Annotated in this window: 18 protein-coding genes and 3 tRNA genes; 13 read left to right on the top strand and 8 right to left on the bottom strand. The window is 73.0% G+C overall.

The features are described 5' to 3' along the window. Positions 1-8: 8 nt before the first annotated feature. The 3 genes from ABTW72_RS26815 (at position 9) to arfB (ending at position 1,718) form a co-directional block, all read left to right on the top strand. On the top strand, positions 9-863 hold the full coding sequence (locus tag ABTW72_RS26815) for a S1C family serine protease (RefSeq protein ID WP_238671046.1): 855 nt from the start codon (positions 9-11) through the stop codon (positions 861-863). Positions 864-961: 98 nt separating this feature from the next. Further along, positions 962-1,258, top strand: coding sequence for a hypothetical protein (locus ABTW72_RS26820; RefSeq protein ID WP_112582037.1), 297 nt, complete (start codon positions 962-964; stop codon positions 1,256-1,258). Between the two features lie 34 nt (positions 1,259-1,292). After that, positions 1,293-1,718, top strand: a complete 426-nt coding sequence (gene arfB, locus ABTW72_RS26825; RefSeq protein WP_091393146.1) for an alternative ribosome rescue aminoacyl-tRNA hydrolase ArfB — start codon at positions 1,293-1,295, stop codon at positions 1,716-1,718. 13 nt (positions 1,719-1,731) lie between these two features. Here the strand turns inward: arfB and ABTW72_RS26830 are convergent, their stop codons facing one another. Then, positions 1,732-2,598, bottom strand: coding sequence for a 3-methyladenine DNA glycosylase (locus ABTW72_RS26830; protein ID WP_350863073.1), 867 nt, complete (start codon positions 2,596-2,598; stop codon positions 1,732-1,734). Positions 2,599-2,632: 34 nt separating this feature from the next. Beyond that, positions 2,633-4,093 carry a hypothetical protein gene (locus ABTW72_RS26835; RefSeq protein ID WP_350863076.1) on the bottom strand — a complete coding sequence of 487 codons (1,461 nt, stop codon included), beginning with the start codon at positions 4,091-4,093 and terminating at the stop codon, positions 2,633-2,635. Positions 4,094-4,267: 174 nt separating this feature from the next. Between ABTW72_RS26835 and ABTW72_RS26840 the strand changes: the two genes are divergently transcribed. From ABTW72_RS26840 to ABTW72_RS26855, 4 genes are all read left to right on the top strand, one after another. After that, entirely contained in the window at positions 4,268-5,071 is an 804-nt protein-coding gene (locus ABTW72_RS26840) for a fumarylacetoacetate hydrolase family protein (RefSeq protein ID WP_091393135.1), read from the top strand. A 108-nt stretch (positions 5,072-5,179) separates the two neighbouring features. Beyond that, positions 5,180-5,251: transfer RNA gene (locus tag ABTW72_RS26845), tRNA-Gln, on the top strand. 134 nt (positions 5,252-5,385) lie between these two features. Next, positions 5,386-5,458: transfer RNA gene (locus ABTW72_RS26850), tRNA-Glu, on the top strand. Positions 5,459-5,631: 173 nt separating this feature from the next. Further along, positions 5,632-5,704, top strand: a tRNA-Glu gene (locus tag ABTW72_RS26855). A gap of 172 nt (positions 5,705-5,876) precedes the next feature. Here the strand turns inward: ABTW72_RS26855 and ABTW72_RS26860 are convergent. Beyond that, positions 5,877-6,563 carry an IclR family transcriptional regulator gene (locus ABTW72_RS26860; RefSeq protein WP_007456408.1) on the bottom strand — a complete coding sequence of 229 codons (687 nt, stop codon included), beginning with the start codon at positions 6,561-6,563 and terminating at the stop codon, positions 5,877-5,879. A gap of 49 nt (positions 6,564-6,612) precedes the next feature. Here ABTW72_RS26860 and leuC point away from each other — a divergent pair, with 49 nt between their 5' ends. The 4 genes from leuC (at position 6,613) to ABTW72_RS26880 (ending at position 11,673) form a co-directional block, all read left to right on the top strand. Continuing rightward, positions 6,613-8,058: a 3-isopropylmalate dehydratase large subunit gene (leuC, locus tag ABTW72_RS26865; protein WP_350863081.1), complete on the top strand. Its 1,446-nt coding sequence runs from the start codon at positions 6,613-6,615 to the stop codon at positions 8,056-8,058. Positions 8,059-8,072: 14 nt separating this feature from the next. Further along, positions 8,073-8,660 carry a 3-isopropylmalate dehydratase small subunit gene (gene leuD, locus ABTW72_RS26870; RefSeq protein ID WP_091393128.1) on the top strand — a complete coding sequence of 196 codons (588 nt, stop codon included), beginning with the start codon at positions 8,073-8,075 and terminating at the stop codon, positions 8,658-8,660. Between the two features lie 172 nt (positions 8,661-8,832). Then, a complete protein-coding gene (locus tag ABTW72_RS26875; RefSeq protein ID WP_181518641.1) occupies positions 8,833-9,516 on the top strand; it encodes an HU family DNA-binding protein in 684 nt (227 codons plus the stop codon). 162 nt (positions 9,517-9,678) lie between these two features. Next, entirely contained in the window at positions 9,679-11,673 is a 1,995-nt protein-coding gene (locus ABTW72_RS26880) for an endonuclease/exonuclease/phosphatase family protein (protein WP_350863085.1), read from the top strand. A gap of 28 nt (positions 11,674-11,701) precedes the next feature. Here ABTW72_RS26880 and ABTW72_RS26885 read toward each other — a convergent pair whose 3' ends face one another. The 5 genes from ABTW72_RS26885 to cofC are packed head-to-tail and all read right to left on the bottom strand — an operon-like array spanning position 11,702 to position 17,434. Next, complete coding sequence (locus ABTW72_RS26885) at positions 11,702-12,580, bottom strand: NUDIX hydrolase (protein ID WP_350863088.1); 879 nt, start codon at positions 12,578-12,580, stop codon at positions 11,702-11,704. Then, positions 12,568-14,088 carry a CYTH and CHAD domain-containing protein gene (locus tag ABTW72_RS26890; protein ID WP_350863091.1) on the bottom strand — a complete coding sequence of 507 codons (1,521 nt, stop codon included), beginning with the start codon at positions 14,086-14,088 and terminating at the stop codon, positions 12,568-12,570. The genes ABTW72_RS26885 and ABTW72_RS26890 overlap by 13 nt, the downstream gene beginning before the upstream one ends. Before the next feature lie 24 nt (positions 14,089-14,112). Then, positions 14,113-16,476: an RNA degradosome polyphosphate kinase gene (locus ABTW72_RS26895; protein WP_350863094.1), complete on the bottom strand. Its 2,364-nt coding sequence runs from the start codon at positions 16,474-16,476 to the stop codon at positions 14,113-14,115. Positions 16,477-16,530: 54 nt separating this feature from the next. After that, entirely contained in the window at positions 16,531-16,728 is a 198-nt protein-coding gene (locus ABTW72_RS26900; RefSeq protein WP_030335323.1) for a cold-shock protein, read from the bottom strand. 58 nt (positions 16,729-16,786) lie between these two features. Beyond that, positions 16,787-17,434: a 2-phospho-L-lactate guanylyltransferase gene (cofC, locus tag ABTW72_RS26905; RefSeq protein WP_350863097.1), complete on the bottom strand. Its 648-nt coding sequence runs from the start codon at positions 17,432-17,434 to the stop codon at positions 16,787-16,789. 128 nt (positions 17,435-17,562) lie between these two features. On the opposite strand from cofC, the gene ABTW72_RS26910 reads away from it, so the two are divergent. Then, the gene (locus tag ABTW72_RS26910) at positions 17,563-18,300 is read left to right on the top strand and encodes a lysophospholipid acyltransferase family protein (RefSeq protein ID WP_112699985.1); all 738 of its coding nucleotides are present in this window, start codon (positions 17,563-17,565) and stop codon (positions 18,298-18,300) included. After that, on the top strand, positions 18,297-19,304 hold the full coding sequence (locus ABTW72_RS26915) for an NAD(P)H-dependent glycerol-3-phosphate dehydrogenase (protein ID WP_350863100.1): 1,008 nt from the start codon (positions 18,297-18,299) through the stop codon (positions 19,302-19,304). The genes ABTW72_RS26910 and ABTW72_RS26915 overlap by 4 nt, the downstream gene beginning before the upstream one ends. Positions 19,305-19,309: the final 5 nt, after the last annotated feature.

A 19,309-nucleotide genomic window follows, 5' to 3' on the forward strand; every position in this document is an offset into this window, starting at 1 on the left:
GAGTACGCATGGCAGTGCAGACCGGACTGGGCGAACCGCGCGGTCCCTGGTTCATCTCACCGGAACTCGACCCGGACGGGCGCGGGTGGTGGGACGCGCCCGAGCGCGACCCGGGCGGGCGACGGCCCGGGCGCCTGCTCGCCGTGTTGGCGGTGGTGGCGGTCTCGGCCGTCTCCGGCGCTCTCGCCGGCGGCGTGGTGGCCAGCCGGGACGGGGCTGGGGGCCCGGCCGCGGCGTCCGCCGCCCCGGTGCCGGCGGAACTGGTCACCGCGGCCGAGCGGACCGTACCCGGGGTGGTGTCGGTGCTGGCCGGCGGCGCGACCAGCGGGTCCGCGACCGGCTCGGGCTTCGCCGTGGACGACCAGCAGCACCTGATCACCAACGACCACATCCTCGCCAAGGGGGGTGGCGGCCCGGTGACCGTGGAGCTGCCCGACGGCCGCCGGTTCGCCGCCGAGGTGGTCGGACGAGAGCCGCGCAGCGACCTGGCGGTGCTGAAGGTGCCGGCGTCGGCCGGTCTCACCCCGCTGCCCCTGGCCAAACCCGGTGCGACCCGGGTCGGTGAGCCGGTGCTCGCGGTGGGGTCGCCGCTCGGTCTGGCCGGAACGGTCACCGCGGGCATCGTCAGCGCGCTCGACCGGCAGGTCCGGCTCGGCAACAACCGGCACAGCGCGGTGCAGACCGACGCGTCCATCAACCCCGGCAACTCCGGTGGGCCACTGGTCAACGCGCGCGGGGAGGTGGTCGGGGTGAACACCGCCATCGCCACCATCGACGGCAACGGCTCGATCGGCATCGGGTTCGCCATCCCGATCGACCAGGTGCAGCAGACCGCCGACACGATCATCGGCAAGGGCGGCTGAGCTGCCCGGACGCCCTGACGGGGGCCACCACTGTCAGATATCCGGCCGGACAGCATCGGACCATGGAAATATTACGCTCGGTATGGATACTGGCGGAGGTGGAGCGTCCTCTTCTCACGGTCCTCCTGCTGGTGGGCCTGGTCATCGGATGTGCAGTGGGGTCGGCGTACGCCCGGGCACGACGCGGGTGGAACGATTACCAGACCGTCAAGAAATCGGTGCCAGGTGCCCGCCGGGGCGCCTGGTCGCTGATCCGCGGCGTCGTCGTGAAGGCCGCGGTGATCGGGGTGCTGCTCTTCGGCGCGGTGGCGTACGCGGCCGTCGGCTCCGACGAGGAGAGCGCCGGGCCGGCGCCCACCCAGTCCCCGACGCAGAGTGAGCCTCCGCACCGATGACCCCCGAAGGGTCGTCGCGGGTTAGCCTCGGGACGTGGACGACGGACTGCGGGTGACCGACCGGTGGGTCGTCCCCGCCGGGGAGCTACGGGAGCGCTTCTCCCGCTCGTCGGGGCCGGGCGGGCAGGGTGTGAACACCGCGGACTCCCGGGTCGAGCTGAGCTACGACGTGGCCAACTCGCCGGCCGTGCCCGAGTGGCTGCGGCCGCGGGCGTTGGCCCGGCTGGCCAACCGCCTGGTCGACGGGGTGCTGACGATCGCCGCCAGCGAGCACCGGGCCCAGTTGGCCAACCGGGAGGCGGCCCGGGCACGGATGACCGCCCTGCTGCGGGAGGCCGCCGCGCCCCCGCCGCCGGCCCGCCGAGCGACCCGCCCGTCCCGTGGGGCCAAGGAACGCCGGCTGGCCGAGAAGAAACGCCAGTCCCAGCGCAAGCGGGACCGCCGCGCCGACGACGACTGATCCCCGACGGCGACTAGTCCGGCACGGCGGCGAGCAGCCGGTCGCGCAGCACGGCGGCCCGCTCGGCGAACCCGCGCTGGGCGACCGCGTACTCCGCCCGGCCGTCCGGGGTCTCCACCCGCACCGGTGGGTAGCCGAGTGCCGCCAGGTCGTACGGGCTGGCCCGCATGTCCAGCGTGCGGATGTCCCGGGCCAGGTCGAACGCGTCGGCCACCAGCTCCGAGGGAACCAACGGCGACAACTTGTACGCCCACTTGTACAGATCCATGTTGGCGTGCAGGCAGCCCGGCTGCTCGTGCGCGTGCTGCGTCTCCCGGGTCGGGGTGAGCAGGTTCAACGGGCGGGCCGGCGGGGTGAAGAACCGGAACGCGTCGAAGTGGCTGCACCGCACGCCCCGCTCCTCGACGACCTCGGCGGTGCGTTCCGCGCTGAGCCGCAGCGGCCAGGCGTTGTGCCGCAACTCCTCCCGGGTCTGCCGGTAGACCATCGCCCACTCGTGCATCCCGAAGCAGCCGAAGTGCGCCGCCCGTCCACGCGTCGCCGCCAGGAGGGAGCGGATCCAGGCGATCGATTCGCCGCGCCGGGCGCGTACCCCCTCGGTGTCGAGGGTGACCCCGGCGGTGCCGGCGCGGTAGTCGCGGCCGAACTCGGCCGGATCGGCGTCGCGCAGCTCGACCCCGGGCCCGGGATGCCAGCGCCGGAGCTGGGCCGGACGGTGCGAGTAGTAGGTGAACAGGAAGTCGGCCACCGGATGCCGCTCACCGCGTCGTCGCCGGGCCAGGTGCGGGGTCAGCCAGACGTCCACCCGCTCCTCGTGGGCCCGTCGGCGGGCCTGCCACTGCGTCGCGTCGAGCACGGCGGGGGCGAGGGCGGCGGTCACGCACCCCAGGGTACGACCGCCGCCCGCACACCGGTCAGGGCATCTGCACCCGGACCCCGGCGGAGAACACCCCGCTGCGCAGCTCCAGCTGCTGGGGCGGGTCCCGGCCGTCGACGGTGAAGACCAGCGGGAGCACCATCCGGGTGCCCGCCGCCATCGGGTCGGCGAAGATGTCCCGACCCAGGTTCGCCGTCCGGGTGGCCGACTCGTCGGCGCTCACCCAACGCCCGCCGGGCAGGTACGCCCGTTGCAGCTCGCTGTGCCAGGGCTGGTGGTCTCCGGTGACGTTGCGCACACCCACTGTGGCTTCGCAGCGTCGCCCGTTGGCCGGTGCGGCACCGCCGCCGTCGGTTTTCCCGGCGGTGCCGGGCGCGCCGCAGGTCATCCGGTAAACGGTGAACTCGAACGCCGACTCGCGCAGCGGCACGCCCAGCGACCCGGTGACTCCGGTGCCCACCCACGCGCCGCTGGTGGGCTGCTTCTGCGTGTCGATCGCCGCGACCTGCCGGGTAGCCGTCCAACCCGCGGTGCCGACCACACCGGCCAGCACCACGACGGCGGCGCCCACCAACATCCAGACCGGCGGGGTGCGCCGACGCCGCACCGGACTCGGCGCTGCCGGGCGGGGGTAGACCGTCCCGCGGCCACCCTCGGCGCCGCCGCCGGTGGAGAGCGCGGCAGCCGTCACCCGACGCCCGCGCCGACGTCGCCACACCCACACCAGGGCGGCGCTGATCAGCAGCAGGACCGCCAGTCCGCCGAGCAGCACCGGGTAGCGGCGCCACGGCGGCGCCTCGGTCACCTCGGCCGCCGGTGCCGCTGCCGCCTGCCAGGTGGCCGTGGCGCAGTCGTACGGCCGGCTGCCGTCACTGGTGAACGCGCAGGTCGGCGCGGTCAGGGGTCGGCTCGGCGCGGTCGCCGCGAGCGCGGTGCCCAGGGTGGTGGTGCTGTGCGCGGGCAGCCGCAACCGCCAGGTCACCTCGGTGGCCGATCCGCCGGCCGGGGTGGACCGGCCACCACCACTGATCGCGGTCGTCGACGCACCGGGCGGCAGTTCCTGACGCACTGTGGTCTCCAGGGGCGAGTTGCTCACGTTGCGCACCTGGATCCGGTACCTCGGTGCCGGGCTGCTCTCCGTCGCGACCGCCACCGTGACCTGTTGCGGGGGCGCCGACGCCGGTGCCCGGGTCGGTGGTGCCATCGCCGGTGGCGCCGAGGGCGGGGTGGGCTCGGTCACCCGCGCGACCATCGCCACCGGCGGCCGGGTCTCCGCTGGTGCTGGTGTGGCGGCCGGTGGTGGTGCGGCCGCGGTTGGTTGTGGCGTGGCGGCCGGTGGTCGTGGCGCGGCCGCGGTTGGTTGTGGCGTGGCGGCCGGTGGTCGTGGCGCGGCCGCCGCCTCCGGAGCCGCCGACGGCAGGGCCGGCACGGCGGCGAGGATGCCGAGGCAGTGCACGAACACTGCGAGGGCTCTGTGGTGTCGTGTCGATGCAGGCATACGAACGAACCTCCGGAGCCGACGCTAGGGGCGAGCGGCCTCCGTGCGGGTACGAATTCGAGAAGTCCGCCCCGGTCACCTCCAGCTCCGGTAAGGTGCCGCGCGCTGATGCGTTGAGCACACCCGACCGCCGGTCCTGGCCGCCTGGGGCGCCGGCGGCGCTAGATTGGCCGGGTGCGTATCGCTCGTTTCGCCCATGCCAAGGGAATGTCGTTCGGTGCCGTCGAAGGCGAAGCGGAGGCCGGGCCGCAGGGCCTGACCATCGCCGAGATCGAGGGCCACCCGTTCGGCAATCTCTCCTTCAGTGGGGCCCGCTGGGCCCTCTCCGACGTCCGGCTGCTCTCGCCGATCCTGCCCAGCAAGGTCGTCTGTGTCGGCCGCAACTACGCCGACCACGCCGCCGAGCTCGGCAACGAGGTGCCCAAGGAGCCGTTGCTCTTCCTCAAGCCGTCCACCTCGGTGATCGGCCCCCGGGACGCCATCCGGCTGCCGATCTTCTCCAAGCAGGTCGAGCACGAGGCGGAGCTGGCGGTCGTGATCGGGGCGCCGGGTGCCCGCCGCGCCGACCGCGCCGCCGCCGAACGCGCCATCTTCGGCTACACCTGTGCCAACGACGTCACCGCTCGGGACCTCCAGCGCTCGGACGGGCAGTGGACCCGGGCCAAGGGCTTCGACTCGTTCTGCCCGATCGGCCCGTGGATCACCACCGGGCTGGACGTCTCCGACCTGGAGATCCGGTGTGAGGTGGGTCGCAACCCGGAGGAGATGGAGGTGCGCCAACTCGGCCGGACGAAGGACATGGTCTTCGACGTGCCGGGCCTGGTGTCGTACATCTCGCACGTGATGACTCTGCTGCCCGGCGACGTCGTTCTCACCGGCACTCCAGCCGGGGTTAGCCCGCTTGTCGAGGGGGATACCGTCACCGTGCGGATCGACGGCATCGGCGAGCTCACCAACCCGGTGGTGCCCGTCGCCTGATCCGTCTGATGCCCCTGTTTCCGCAGCTCACGGGTGGTTCGGGGGGATCGGATTTGGCCTGCCGGCACCGGGAGGGTAAAGTTCACTCCCGGCGCCGCAAGGGGCCAATGGGGTATGGGGTAATTGGCAGCCCGACTGATTCTGGTTCAGTTAGTCTAGGTTCGAGTCCTGGTACCCCAGCGCTGCTGGAATTCGCGAGAATTTCCAGACGCTGGATTCTGACGGAGTTCGACTCCGCCCCTTCGGGGGCGGAGGGTGGTCTTCGGTAGAGTGCAGCTCCTCCACCGCTAAGGTGGGGGAGCAAAAGTTGTTCTGGCCCCGTCGTCTAGCGGCCCAGGACGCCGCCCTCTCAAGGCGGTAGCGCCGGTTCGAATCCGGTCGGGGCTACAGCGTGCACAGCCCGTCTCACCTCGTGAGGCGGGCTGTTTCGTGTCCGCCGTCGGGCCCGTTCCGGCCCCCGCCGGGCTCTCGGGTGACAGCGCACCCCGCGCTCGTGCCCGGGTACGGTGCCGCTAGACTACATTCGCACCGCCCGCGAGGGTGGTGAACGGAGAAGTTCTGGCCCCGTCGTCTAGCGGCCCAGGACGCCGCCCTCTCAAGGCGGTAGCGCCGGTTCGAATCCGGTCGGGGCTACAACCAAAGGCTCATCTCGCCCAGCGAGATGAGCCTTTCTCGTTGGCCGGTCCCCCCACACCCCCGTTGATCATGAGGTTGGCGGTCACGACACGCCGATGTCGGTGGCGTTAACCCCATGATCAACCCGGGGAGGGGCGGGAGGGTGGGGGAGCTGGGGAGCGGGGGCGGGTTAGAGGCCGGATAGGCGTTGGCCGGCTCTTACTACGGCCATGGCGTGGCGTTCGCCGGGGCGGCGGCCCAGGCGCTCGATCGGGCCGGAGATGCTGACCGAGGCGATGACCCGGCCGGTGCGGTCGCGGATCGGGGCGGAGACGCTCGCCACACCGGCCTCCCGCTCGGCGACGCTCTGGGCCCAGCCGCGACGGCGTACCTCGGCGAGGGTGCGGCCGGTGAACTTGCTGCGCGGCAGCAGCGGCATCACCGCCTCCGGCGGCTCCCAGGCGAGCAGGATCTGGGCCGCGGAGCCGGCCGTCATCGGCAGCACCGAGCCGACCGGAACGGTGTCCCGTAGACCACTGGCGCGTTCCGCCGCCGCCACGCAGATCCGCTCGTCGGCGCGGCGCAGGTAGAGCTGCGCGCTCTCACCGGTGGCGTCGCGCAGCGCGGCCAGCAGCGGCTCGGCGGCGGTCAGCAGAACGTCCGGTGCGGCGTTGGCAAGCTCGCCCAGGCGGGGGCCGGGCCGCCATCTGCCCTGGGTGTCACGCACCAGCATTCGGTGGATCTCCAGGGCCTGGGCCAGGCGATGTGCTGTGGCCCGGGGCAGCTTGGTGCGTTCGACGAGTTCGGCCAGGCTGGCGCCGTCCACGCAGGCGGCCAGGATGACCACCGCCTTGTCGAGAACGCCGACACCGCTCATACTGTGTCCCACAAGCCGAAACTTACCTCCCAGAATTTAGGATGTCCAGATGGTGGGAGTCACTCCTGAGCCGAGGACCCTGGCCGAGAAGGTCTGGGACGCGCACGTCGTACGGTCCGCCGCTGGTGAGCCGGACCTGCTCTTCATCGACCTGCACCTGCTGCACGAGGTGACCAGCCCGCAGGCCTTCGACGGGCTGCGGCTCGCCGGGCGCCGGGTGCGTCGTACCGACCTGACCCTCGCGACCGAGGACCACAACACCCCGACCGGGTACGCCGACCCGGCGTTCCGCCTCCGCCGTGGTGACCTGCTCACCATCGCGGACCCCACGTCGCGTACGCAGATCGAGACGTTGCGCCGCAACTGCGCCGAGTTCGGGGTGCGACTGCACCCGCTCGGCGACGACAACCAGGGCATCGTGCACGTGATCGGCCCGCAGCTCGGTCTCACCCAGCCGGGCCTGACGATCGTCTGTGGCGACTCGCACACCGCCACCCACGGCGCCTTCGGCGCGCTCGCCTTCGGCATCGGCACCAGCGAGGTGGAGCACGTGCTGGCCACCCAGACGCTGCCGCAGAGCCGGCCGAAGACGATGGCCGTGAACGTCACCGGCCAGCTCGCGCCCGGCGTGACCGCCAAGGACCTGGTGCTCGCGCTGATCGCGCAGGTCGGCACCGGTGGAGGTCGAGGGCACATCGTCGAGTACCGCGGCGAGGCGATCCGCGCCCTCTCCATGGAGGGGCGAATGACCATCGCCAACATGTCCATCGAGTGGGGTGCCAAGGCCGGCATGATCGCGCCGGACGAGACCACCTTCGCGTACCTCAAGGGTCGACCGAACGCGCCGCAGGGCGCGGACTGGGACGCGGCGGTGGCGTGGTGGCGGACGCTGCCCACCGACGAGGGCGCGCGCTTCGACGCCGAGGTGACCCTGGACGCCAGCCGGATCACCCCGTTCGTCACCTGGGGCACCAACCCCGGGCAGGGTGCGCCGCTGAGCGCCCCGGTGCCGGACCCTGAGGAGTTCGCCACCGACTCGGAGCGCACCGCCGCCCGCCGGGCCCTGGAGTACATGGACCTGCGCCCCGGCACCCCGCTGCGGGAGCTGCCCATCGACGTCGTCTTCGTGGGGTCCTGCACCAACGGTCGCCTGGAGGACCTACGGGCCGCCGCCGACGTGCTGCGTGGCCACCGGGTCGCCGACGGCGTCCGGATGCTCGTGGTGCCCGGCTCCGCCGCCGTGCGCGAGGCCGCCGAGGCCGAAGGGCTGGACAAGGTCTTCGCCGACGCCGGGGCCGAGTGGCGGTTCGCCGGCTGCTCCATGTGCCTGGGGATGAACCCCGACACGCTGAAGCCGGGCGAGCGCTCCGCCTCCACCTCGAACCGCAACTTCGAGGGCCGTCAGGGCCGGGGCGGGCGTACCCACCTGGTCTCCCCGCCGGTGGCCGCCGCCACCGCCGTGGTCGGCCGGCTGGCCGCCCCCGCCGACCTGTAGAAGGGACCGACGAGATGGACAAGTTCACCACCCACACCGGCACCGCCGTGCCGCTGCGCCGGTCCAACGTGGACACCGATCAGATCATCCCCGCCGTGTACCTCAAGCGGGTGACCCGGACGGGCTTCGCCGACGGGCTGTTCAGCGCCTGGCGGGAAGATCCGGCATTCGTGCTCAACGATGAAAATTATTCCGGGGCGTCGATCCTCATCGCCGGCCCGGAGTTCGGCACCGGCTCCTCCCGGGAGCACGCCGTCTGGGCGCTACGGGACTGGGGCTTCCGCGCCGTGGTGGCCCCGCGCTTCGGTGACATCTTCCGCGGCAACGCCCTCAAGGAAGGTCTGTTGCCGGTCGAGTTGGAATTGAAAGCCGTCGAAGAGTTGTGGGATCTGGTCGAGGCGGATCCGACCACCGCGGTGACCGTCGACCTGACCGCCCGGCAGCTCCGGGCGGGGGACGCGAGCTGGTCGTTCCCGCTGGACGACTTCAGCCGTTGGCGGCTCCTGGAAGGCCTCGACGACATTGGACTCACCCTCCGCCACGCCGCCGACATCGACTCCTACGAGGCGCGCCGGCTGCCGTTCCTGCCCTCCGTGGCATAGCCGTTAGGCCGCCCGCACAGCGGATTTCACCCCCATCGGTCCATCCGGTGGGGGTGAATCCGTTACGACACAAGGGCTTTTTTCTACCGAATGTTTGTGTCCCGGCAGCACAGGGCATACCGTGCGCGCAGAATGGCTCGCGACGAGTCAGTTGCACAATCGGGAGGAAGTCGTGAACAAGGCCGAGCTCATCGAGGCGCTCGCCGTTCGCCTGGGGGACCGGAAGATGGCGACGGCCGCGCTCGACGCGGTCCTCACCGAGGTCCAGGCGGCGGTCACCAAGGGCGAGAAGGTGGCGATCACCGGATTCGGAGCATTCGAAAAGCGTGTGCGTGGCGCGCGAACAGCGCGCAACCCGCGTACCGGCGAGGCGGTGAAGGTCAAGAAGACGTCAGTCCCGACCTTCCGCCCCGGCGCCGGGTTCAAGGAGATGGTGGCCAGCGGCAAGGTGCCGAAGGCCACGGTGGCGACGAAGAAGGCCACCACCAGCACCGCCACGGCCAAGGCGGCGGGCACGAAGGCGACCGGCACCAAGGCGGCCACCGCCAAGGCGGCGGGCACCAAGGCGACCACGGCGAAGGCGGCCAGCAAGAAGACCGCCCCGGCCAAGGCGAGCAAGACCGCCACGGCGACCAAGACGGCCGCCAGCAAGAAGACCGCCCCGGCCAAGGCGAGCAAGACCACCACGGCGACCAAGACGGCCGCCAGCAAGAAGACCACCGCGGCGAAGAAGACCACCGCCGCGACCCGGTCGACCGCGGCGAAGAAGACCACCGCGGCGGCGAGCAAGAGCACGGCGGCCAAGAAGGCGCCGGCGAAGAAGGCTCCGGCCAAGAAGGCGGCCAGCAAGCGCTGACCGACCAGTACCGCAGGGGCGTCCACCAGTGGGTGGGCGCCCTTTCGGCGTACCGGGACGGCTTTTCGGCGTACGGGGACCGTTGACCGGGTTGGCGCGCTCGCGCAGAATCGCCGTGCCGGCCACCCCTGGGTCGGCCCGTCGACGGGAAATGGGGCGCCGGTGCGCTACCGCCAGGTCACCACCGGCACGCTCGCGCTGGGCGTGCTCCTCCTCATCGACGTGCTGCGGGTGTGGCTGCCCGGCATCATCACCATCTTCGGTCAGGCGGCGTCCACCCCGGCCGAGCTGATGGGGGCGTTCGCCCTCGGCTGGTTCGTGCTCGCGATGGGCGCACCCGCCGTGGTCCGTCGAGTCGGAGCCCGCCCGGTCACTGTCGTCGCCGCCGTCGCGCTCGCCGTCGCCCGGCTCGCGCTCACCGCCGCTCCCGGCGGGCGTACGCAGCTCTGGTTGGCCACCGCCGGGTTGCTCGTCGGGCTGGTCTGGCTGGTCGGCGTCGCCGCCGGCACCGACCGCCCGGTCCCGGGGCTGGTGTTGGGGTTCGCGGTCAACGCGGCAGTGCACGCGGTGCTGGACACCGTCGACCTGGTCTGGCGGGGTGACTGGGTGGCCTGGCTGCTCAGCGCCGTCGCGGTGGCGGTGTTCCTGGCCGGCACGGCGCAACCCGGCCGGCGCCCTTCGCGGCGAGCCGAAACGGTCCATCCGCGCGGTGCAGGCGATGCCCTCGCCGGCCCCGCTGACGCCCCTGGCGGCCCCGCTGACGCCCCTGCCGACCCTGGTGGTGGCCGAGCCTGGCTGCTGGCCGGGCCGGCGCTGCTGCTGGCCGGAATGGTGGCGCTCTCCCCGGCGCTGGCCCGGACCGGGATGTCGTACCTGGTAGCGGGGGACGGGGTGGCTCGTTCGCCGCTGTTCGGCCTGGCGCCGGTGCCGGTGGCGGTCGCCGGGTTCCTGTGCGCCGCGTTGACCCGGCCGCCCCGTGGGTGGGGCCGGGCGTACGGCCCGGTGGCACTGCTCGGCGGCGCGGTGCTGTTCGCCCTCGACCGGGGCGACCTGCTGCTGCCGGCCATCCTCCTCACCGCGGTCGGCCTCGGCGCCTGCCTCGCGCTGACCGACGACACCAGCCCGCCCGCCAGCGACACCGCGAGCGCCGGCACCGCTGGTGGCACCAGCGCCTCCCGGCGGGGCTACGCGGTCGCCGCCGGGATGCTCGTCTTCGCACTCGGGGCGGTCGGCTACTACTCGGCCTACGACCTCGGCTACCCCAACGCGGCGGTGCCGGTGGTGGTGGCCGTGCTGATCGCCGCCGTGGCCTTCACCGCCCGGCCCGTCGTCCACTGGCTTCCCGGGCCGTTTCCGCCGCTCCGGGCCGCCGCCGCGGTCACCGCGCTGGCCCTGCTGGCACCGGTGCTCGCCGACGAGGTGCCGGTGGCCAGCAACCGGGACGGCCCACCGCAACGGTTGACCGTGGTGGCGTACAACATCCGGATGGGGTTCGGGCTGGACGGCCGGTTCGACCTGACCGGCCTCGCCGAGGTCGTCGACCGGCAACGGCCCGACGTGGTGCTGCTCAGCGAGGTGGACCGGGCCTGGCTGCTCAACGGCGGGCACGACACCCTGGACCTGTTGTCAGACCGGCTCGGTATGCCGTACGTCTTCGGGCCGGCCGCCGACCCGGTCTGGGGTGACGCGGTGCTCAGCCGTTGGCCGGTACGCGATCCGCGGACCCTGCCGCTGGCCGCCGTCGGCGCGCCCACCGGAGCGCAGGCCCTCGCCGTCACGCTGGACCTCGGCGACGGTGTCCGTACCGCCGTGGTCAGCACCCACCTGCAACCGCCGCCCGGCAAGGGCCCGGTGGTCCAGGCCCGCGCGGTCGCCGACTTCGCCACCCGGTACGCGGCCGGTCGGCCGTTGGTGGTGGCGGGTGACCTGAACACCGAGCCGGGCGACGAGGCGTTCGCGGAGTTCACCAAGGTCGGCCTGGTCGACGCGTTGGCCGCCGCCCGACCACTGGCGACCAGCCCGGCGGACGACCCGCGCCAGCAGATCGACCACATCTTCGTCTCGCCCGGCCTGACCCCGGGCGGTCCGGTCGCGCCGCGCAGCACGGCCAGCGACCACCTGCCGGTCGCGGTGACAGTGACCCTGCCGCCCCGCTGACCAGGCCGGGCCCGTGCGAACGCGGGCCCTACAGGCGATCGGTGGCCAGCAGCCGGTCGGCGGCGAAGGCGAGCAGCCACCCGCCGCCCTTCGGGGTGGTGAAGTCCTCATCGGTGCGGCCGGTCAGCCGCTCCAGGGCGCCCGGCAGGACCTTGCCCTGGCTGCACACCGCCGACTGCCCACCGGTGCCGGCCAGCTCCAGAAGTCGGGCGGCGGTGGCCAGGATCTGCTCGTCGCTCTGCTGGCCGGGTTGTGGTTCGTCCAGGTCGCCGCAGACCTCGATCGGCAGGTCGAGCAACGCGGCAGCCGGGTCGAGTGTCTGCACACACCGTCGCGGCGACGCCGACACCAGTCGGGCCGGTCGGATCAGGGCGATCAGCTCGGCCAGCGTGCTCGCCTGGGCCCACCCCTCGGCGTCCAGGGGCCGCCCGACGTCCGGGCCGGACCAGGTGGCCCGCTTACCGGCGTGCGCGTGCCGGACCAGCGCGACCGTCGCCGTCACCGACGGCAGCGCGGCGAACGCCGCCAACACCTCGGCGTCGTGCGGGTAGCTGACCAACCGGATCGCGTCGTCCACCGCGAGCCAGCGGATGTCGTCCACCTCGGTGTCCGGTTGGAAACCACCGCTGGCCACCGCGAGCATCGACCAGTAGTCGACCAGCTTGGGTTGCCCCTCGCTGCGGTACCGCACCGACGGCAGCCGCACCTGCGGCACGCCCCGCACGTCGGCCTCCTCGGCCACCTCACGCACCGCCGCGGCCAGCGCGTGCTCGCCCGGCTCCAGCTTGCCCTTCGGCAGCGTCCAGTCGCCGTAACGGGGGCGGTGCACCACGCAGACGCGTACGCCGTCGTCGGTCGGCCGCCAGGCCACCCCGCCCGCCGCCCGGATGCCCGTCACGGCAGCCAACTGGTGCGCCGCCGCCGGGTGGCCCGGTGCCAGGCAGCCGGGAGGAGACCCCGCGTCCGGCGTACCGACAGGCGTTCCCGCTCGGCCAGCCGCCCGGCGGTGACCGCCAGCTCGTGGTCGTCCGGTCGCTCGGCGGCGATCTCCAACCAGGTGTCCGCCGCCACCGCCGCGTCCTGGTGCTCACCGAGGACGTCCTGCACCCGGGCGAGTGCGCGGGACAGCCGCCGCGCGCCCTTGCCGACCGTCGGGGCCACCGCGTTGACCGCGTACCGGGCCTGCTTGCCCTCCTTGCGGACGGCGTGCCAGCGGTCGTCCGGCGACTGCGCGTCGAGCCCGCCGACGCCGTCCGGCCCGGCCAGCCGCCGCCAGGGGCGGGCCACCAGCGCGGGTAGCGCCTGCGCGGCGGGCGCTGCCGCCCGCCGCGTGAACCGGGGCGCGCGGGCGGCCAGCACCAGGGAGTCCACCAGGGCCAGGTAGCGCGCGGAGCGCAGCATCTCGTCGATTGCGGTGAGCGCCCGCCGCTGCCGTTCGGCGAGCACCTCGTCGAGGCGGTCCACCGCGCCCCGGTCGAGCGGGCTCAGCGGATCGGCGTCGGCGGTACGGCGCAGCCGCGCGCGCAGCACCTCGGCGTCGCGGGCCGCGCCGAGCACGTCGGCCAACCAGCGCAGCTCGGTGCGCAGCGGGCGGGACCAGGTCTTTCGCAGCAACGGTTTGAAGGTGCGCAGATCACTGCGCAGGCGTCGGCAGGCCACCCGCATCTGATGCACTGCGGTGTCGCCGCCGGCGGCCGGGGCGCGCAGCCGGACCAGCGGGTCGTGCGCCAACAGCCGGCGGATCTCCTTGCGTAGCGCCTCGGTCACCACGTCACCGGCGCTCGGCTCGGCGGTCAGCCCGGCCGGCGCGACCAGGTCCGGATCGGCCTGCGCTGTCGCGCCCAGCGCCCGTACGTGCTTGGGCGTGAACGACCCGCCCCGCGCGCCAGCCTCGCGCAGCACCTCGCCGACCCGGTCGAGCAGCTCCCCGTCGCCGGCCTTCAGCTCCACCTCCACCTCGCGGAACGTGTCGGTGGTGCTGCCAGCGTCGTCGAGCACCGTCACCCGGTCGTCCACCACCTCGGCGAGCACAGTGCCGGCCCGGTCACACACCTCGTACGCGTGCCGCACCGTCCGCACCACTGTCACCGGGGCCAGCGGCGCCCCCCGGTGCAGGACGGTGACCAACTCCACCAGCTCCGGAGGTGGCTGCCCCTTCGGCCCGGCACGGGAGATCTCGTGCCGGACGCCCGGCGTCCCGGTCGGTAGTTTCACCGTCCAGGGCAGCTCGTCGCCCCGGCGGTGGCGCAGCGAGGCACCGGCCCGGGCCAACCGCAGGTCGACCGTGTCGAGGTAGCGGGCGACCAGTGTCACCGGTGGCAGTGCCCGGACCCCACCGCCGGCCGGGGCCGTGCCGGCCAGGTCCGGCAGCACGTAGGCGTCGTCCACCTCGTACTTCTGCTCCTCCTCGACCATCAGCTCAGCCTATGCGCTGCGGGGTCAGCTGGCCGTGCCACCGACGCGGCGCAGCAGCAGTTCCTGCAGATGGGCCCGAGTGGCGTTGGCGCCGCCGGTACGCCGGGTCCAGGTCCCGTCGCCGGCCAGCTCGAACGCGTCCACTTCGGGGCTCATCGCGGCGGTGAGCACGTGGTCCAACTCGGCGCGGGCGACCGGGTCGCTCACCTGCACCAGCGCCTCCACCCGGCGGTCCAGGTTGCGGTGCATGAGGTCGGCCGAGCCCATCCAGAACTCGGCCTCGCCGTTGTTGCCGAACCGGAAGACCCGGGAGTGTTCCAGGAACCGGCCGAGGATCGAGCGGACCCGGATGTTCTCCGACAACCCCGGCACCCCCGGGCGCAGCGTGCACATGCCCCGGATGAGCAGGTCGACGTGGACGCCGGCCTGGGAGGCGCGGTACAGCGCGTCGGTCACCCCCTCGTCGACCAGGGAGTTGACCTTGAACTGGACCAGGCCGGGCATGCCCAGGCGGACGTGCGAGATCTCCCGCTCGATCCGCTCGATGAGGCCGCTGCGGATGCCCTGCGGGGCGACCAGCAACCGCCGGTACGCGGTCTGTCGGCTGTACCCGGTGAGCACGTTGAACAGGTCGGTGAGGTCGGCGCCGATCTCCGGGTCGGCGGTGAGCATGCCGAAGTCCTCGTACAGTCGGGCCGTCTTCGGGTGGTAGTTGCCGGTGCCGATGTGGCAGTAGCGGCGGATCTGGTTGCCCTCCTGCCGGACCACCAGCGCGGTCTTGCAGTGCGTCTTCAAGCCGACCAGGCCGTACACCACGTGGCAGCCGGCGCGTTCCAGCGTGCGGGCCCAGCCGATGTTGGCCACCTCGTCGAAGCGGGCCTTCACCTCCACCAGCACCACCACCTGCTTGCCGGCGGCGGCCGCGTCGACGAGCGCGTCGACGATCGGGGAGTCGCCGCTGGTCCGGTAGAGGGTCTGCTTGATGGCCAGCACGTTCGGGTCGGCGGCGGCCTGCTCGATGAAGCGCTGCACGCTGGTGGCGAACGAGTGGTACGGGTGGTGCACCAGGATGTCCCCGTCGCGCAGGGTGGAGAAGACGCTGCGCGGCACCTCGCCCTCGGCGAGCCGGGGATGGGTGGCCGGCACGAACGGCGGGTCCTTCAGGTCCGGCCGGTCCGCCTCGCCGTAGACCTGCCACAGCGCGGACAGGTCGAGCAGGCCGGGCACGCGCAGCACGTCCTGGTCGTCCATGTCCAGCTCGCGGACGAGTAGCTCCAACATGTGGTCGGAGATGGACGCGGCGACCTCCAGGCGGACCGGGGGACCGAACCGCCGGCGGGCCAGCTCCCGTTCCAGGGCCTGGAGCAGATCCTCGTCGCGGTCCTCGTCGACCTCCACCTCGGCGTTGCGGGTGACCCGGAACAGGTGGCACTCGACCACCTGCATGCCGCTGAACAGCTGCCCCAGGTGCACCGAGATCAGGTCCTCCACCGGCAACATCCGGACGCCCGGCTGGTCCCGGTCCACCCGGACGAAGCGGGGGACGTTGTTGGGCACCTTCACCCGGGCGAACAGCTCCGAACCGCCGTCCGGGTCGCGGACCGCCACCGCCAGGTTCAGCGACCGCCCCGAGATGTACGGGAACGGGTGCGCCGGGTCCACCGCGAGCGGGGTCAGCACCGGAAAGATGTGCTCCCGGAAGTAGGTGCGCAGCCGCTCCCGTTCGCCGTCGCCCAGCTCGCCCCAGCGCAGGATGCGGATGCCCTCGTCGGCCAGCTTGGGCAGCACGTCGTCGACGAAGCAGGCGGCGTGCCGGGCACCCAGCGCGGCGGTCCGCTCGGCGATCAGCTCCAACTGCGTACGCAGGGGCAACCGGTCCCCGCCGCGCACCGGCAGGCCGGCGGAGAGCCGCCGCTTCAGCCCGGCGATGCGCACCATGTAGAACTCGTCGAGATTGCTGGCGAAGATGGCCAGGAACTTGGCCCGCTCCAGCAGCGGGGTGCTCTGGTCCTCGGCCAGGGTGAGCACCCGGGCGTTGAAGTCGAGCCAGGACAGCTCCCGGTTGAGGAACCGGTCCTCCGGCAGCGGCGAGGTCGCCGGGGGCTCGTCGTCGTCCTCCGGTGCGGCACCGGTCGGCAGATCGTCGGGCAGGACCTGGTGGACGTCACCGGCGGCCGGGCCGTCCCCTGCGATCTTCGGGGCGGGATCGATGACCTCGTCAAGCCCGGAGGAGGCCGCACCGGGATCGTCGGCGAGCGTGTCGGCGCGGGCGGCACCGGCACGTTCGGCGCGCGACGGGCGGAAGCGCCCATCGGTGCCGCGCGTACGGGAGCCGTTGCGGGAGTCGGTGGCGGGCGGGTGGACCGGTTGCTCGCGAGGGGTGCTCACCCGCTCATAATCACCCGATTACGGTAAACGCAAAATGAACTTGGGCTCGCCGGGTCAGATCATCGTCGGCAATGTCACCCGGACAACCTCACCGTCGGGATCGGTGTCGATGCGAACCCGCTGCCCGAGCCGGAGAAGCCGCAGCCCGGAGGCGTCGAAGGCCCGGGCGGGGAAACGCATCTCGGTGCCGTCGTCGAGCAGCAGGACACCGCTGCGCGTCGCCGCGTCGTAGCTGGCCACCGTGCCCTGCATGCTCGCACCGTACACCCGCAGGTTCACCCCGTGGCGCGGGCTCAGCCCACCGGGCGGCTCAGCCTGCGGCGCGGGCGGGGCGACCGGCGGCCACCAGCGCGGCCGTGCGCGGCCCCAGCCCGAGCCGGGCGGCGGCGGACAGGTCCGCGGCGGTGTCCACGTCCCGGCGCAGGCTGGGCCAGTCGCCGTCGAGCGGCAGCGCACCACTGGCCGCGTGCGCGACCGCCGAGCCCACCCCGAAACGCGGATCCAGCGGCACACCGGGGCCGGCGGTGAGCAGCACCGTGCCCCCGCCGGGTGCGTCCGGCAGGAACCGGCGTACCCCGGGTCGACCGTTCTGCGCCGCGAGCAGCGCACCGGCCAACTCGGCCGGGCGCAGCGCCGGTACATCCGCGGTGATCCCGGCCACCCACCCGGCGGCGGCCCGGGCCGCACCGTGCCGGAACGCGGCGTTCAGACCGGCGTCCGGCTCGTCCGGCAGCACCCGCGCGCCGGCGGCCCGCGCCTCCGTCGCCACCCGGGCGTCGTCGGTCACCACCAGGACCTCGGCGACCGCCGGGCAGGCCAGCACCGCGCGGAGCGTGTCGGCCGCCAGGGCCAGCGCCAACTCCTCATGCGGTACGCCGGGCAGCGCGCCCCGCAGCCGGCTCTTGGCCACGGCCAGCCGCTTCACCGGCACCACCACGGCCCACCTCGGCTGAGTCACGTCCGCAATCCTGCCAGCCGGACGGCGGGCCCCTCGCTGGCCGTACCGGGGGCGAGCAGGCATGATTTCCGCTGCGGGTGTCGCGGGCGGGATTTCGCGGCGGGGTCGGGGCGCGAAGAGGAGGCACAGTGGCACGGCGGAGGCTGGGGTTCTGGCAACGGTTCGCCGTGGGGCTGGTGAAGCCGGTGATGACCGTCTGGACCCGGCGTACCTGGCGTGGTCAGGAGCATCTCCACCGCGACGGCGGCATGATCATCGTGGCGAACCACATCTCCCACGCCGACCCGCTGGTGTCCGCGCACTTCATCTACGACTCCGGGCGTTGGCCGCAGTACCTGGGCAAGGCCAGCGTGTTCCGGGTGCCGGTGGTCGGCTGGATCCTGCACCGGTGCCGGCAGATCCCGGTCGAGCGGGGCAGCGTCGACGCCGTCCGTTCGCTGGACGCACTGGTCGCCGCGCTCGACGAGGGCGGCGCGGTCGTGATCTACCCTGAGGGCACCACCACGCGACAGCCGGAGCTCTGGCCGATGAAGGCCAAGACCGGCGCGGCCCGGCTGGCCCTGGCCACCGGCGCCCCTGTCGTACCGGTGGTGATGTGGGGGCCGGAACGGATCTTCGACCCGCGGACGACCCGTGTCAGCCTGCGCCCCCGGATCCCGGTGACCGTTGCCGCCGGGGAGCCGATCGACCTGAGCCGGTGGGCGGACGCCCAGCCGACCCGGGCCACCCTCGAGGAGATGACGGACACCATCATGTTGCGGCTGCGGGACATGCTCGCCGAGATCCGTGGCGGTACCCCGCCGCCACTGTGGGAGCGACCGGCCCGGTCCTCCGTCGGCCGCGAGCAGCGGGACGACGCGGCATGAGCGGTCACGTCGCGGTGCTCGGTGCCGGTTCCTGGGGCACCGCCTTCGCCAAGATCCTCGCGGACGCGGGGCGGGACGTGACGGTGTGGGCCCGCCGGGCGCCGGTCGCCGAGAGCATCCGGACCGAGCGCCGCAATCCGGAGTACCTGCCCGACCTGTTGCTCCCGTCCCGCGTCACCGCCACCGCCGACGCCGCCGAGGCGATCACCGGCGCCGAGGTGGTGGTGCTGGCCGTGCCGTCGCAGACCCTGCGCGGCAACCTCGCCGAATGGGCCGGGTACCTGCACCCGGATTCCACCCTGGTGTCGCTGATGAAGGGCATCGAGCTGGGCACCACCAAGCGGATGAGCGAAGTCATCGTGGAGACCGCCGGGGTCGCCGCGGACCGGGTGGTCGTCGTGTCCGGCCCGAACCTGGCCCCGGAGATCGCCGCCGAGCAGCCCGCCGCGACAGTGGTCGCCGGGACGAACAGCGCCCGCGCCACGCTCGTCCAGTCGTCGATCCGGACGCCGTACCTGCGCCCCTACACGAACGACGACGTGATCGGCTGTGAGCTGGGCGGGGCGGTCAAGAACGTGATCGCCCTGTCGTACGGCATCGCCACCGCGATGGGTTTCGGCGACAACACCCGGGCCATGCTGATGACCCGTGGGCTGGCCGAGACGGCCCGCCTGGGCGTGGCGCTCGGCGCGGACCCGATCACCTTCGCCGGCCTCGCCGGCATGGGCGACCTGGTCGCGTCCTGCTCGTCCCCGCTGGCCCGCAACCGCACCTTCGGCGAGCATCTGGGCCGGGGTGAGACGCTGGAGCAGGCCCAGGCCGCCACCCGGCAGACCGCCGAGGGCGTGAAGAGCTGCCTGGCGATCCGCGACCTGGCCCGGGCGCACGGCGTGGAGATGCCGATCACCGAGCACGTCGAACGGATCTGCCACGAGGGGATGGACCCGCGGCTCGCCGTGGAGACCCTGATGAGCCGCACCGCCAAACCCGAGTCGTACGAGTGAGGAAC

Origin of the sequence: Micromonospora sp. NPDC127501, assembly GCF_040302185.1 — a bacterium.
GTDB lineage: Bacteria > Actinomycetota > Actinomycetes > Mycobacteriales > Micromonosporaceae > Micromonospora.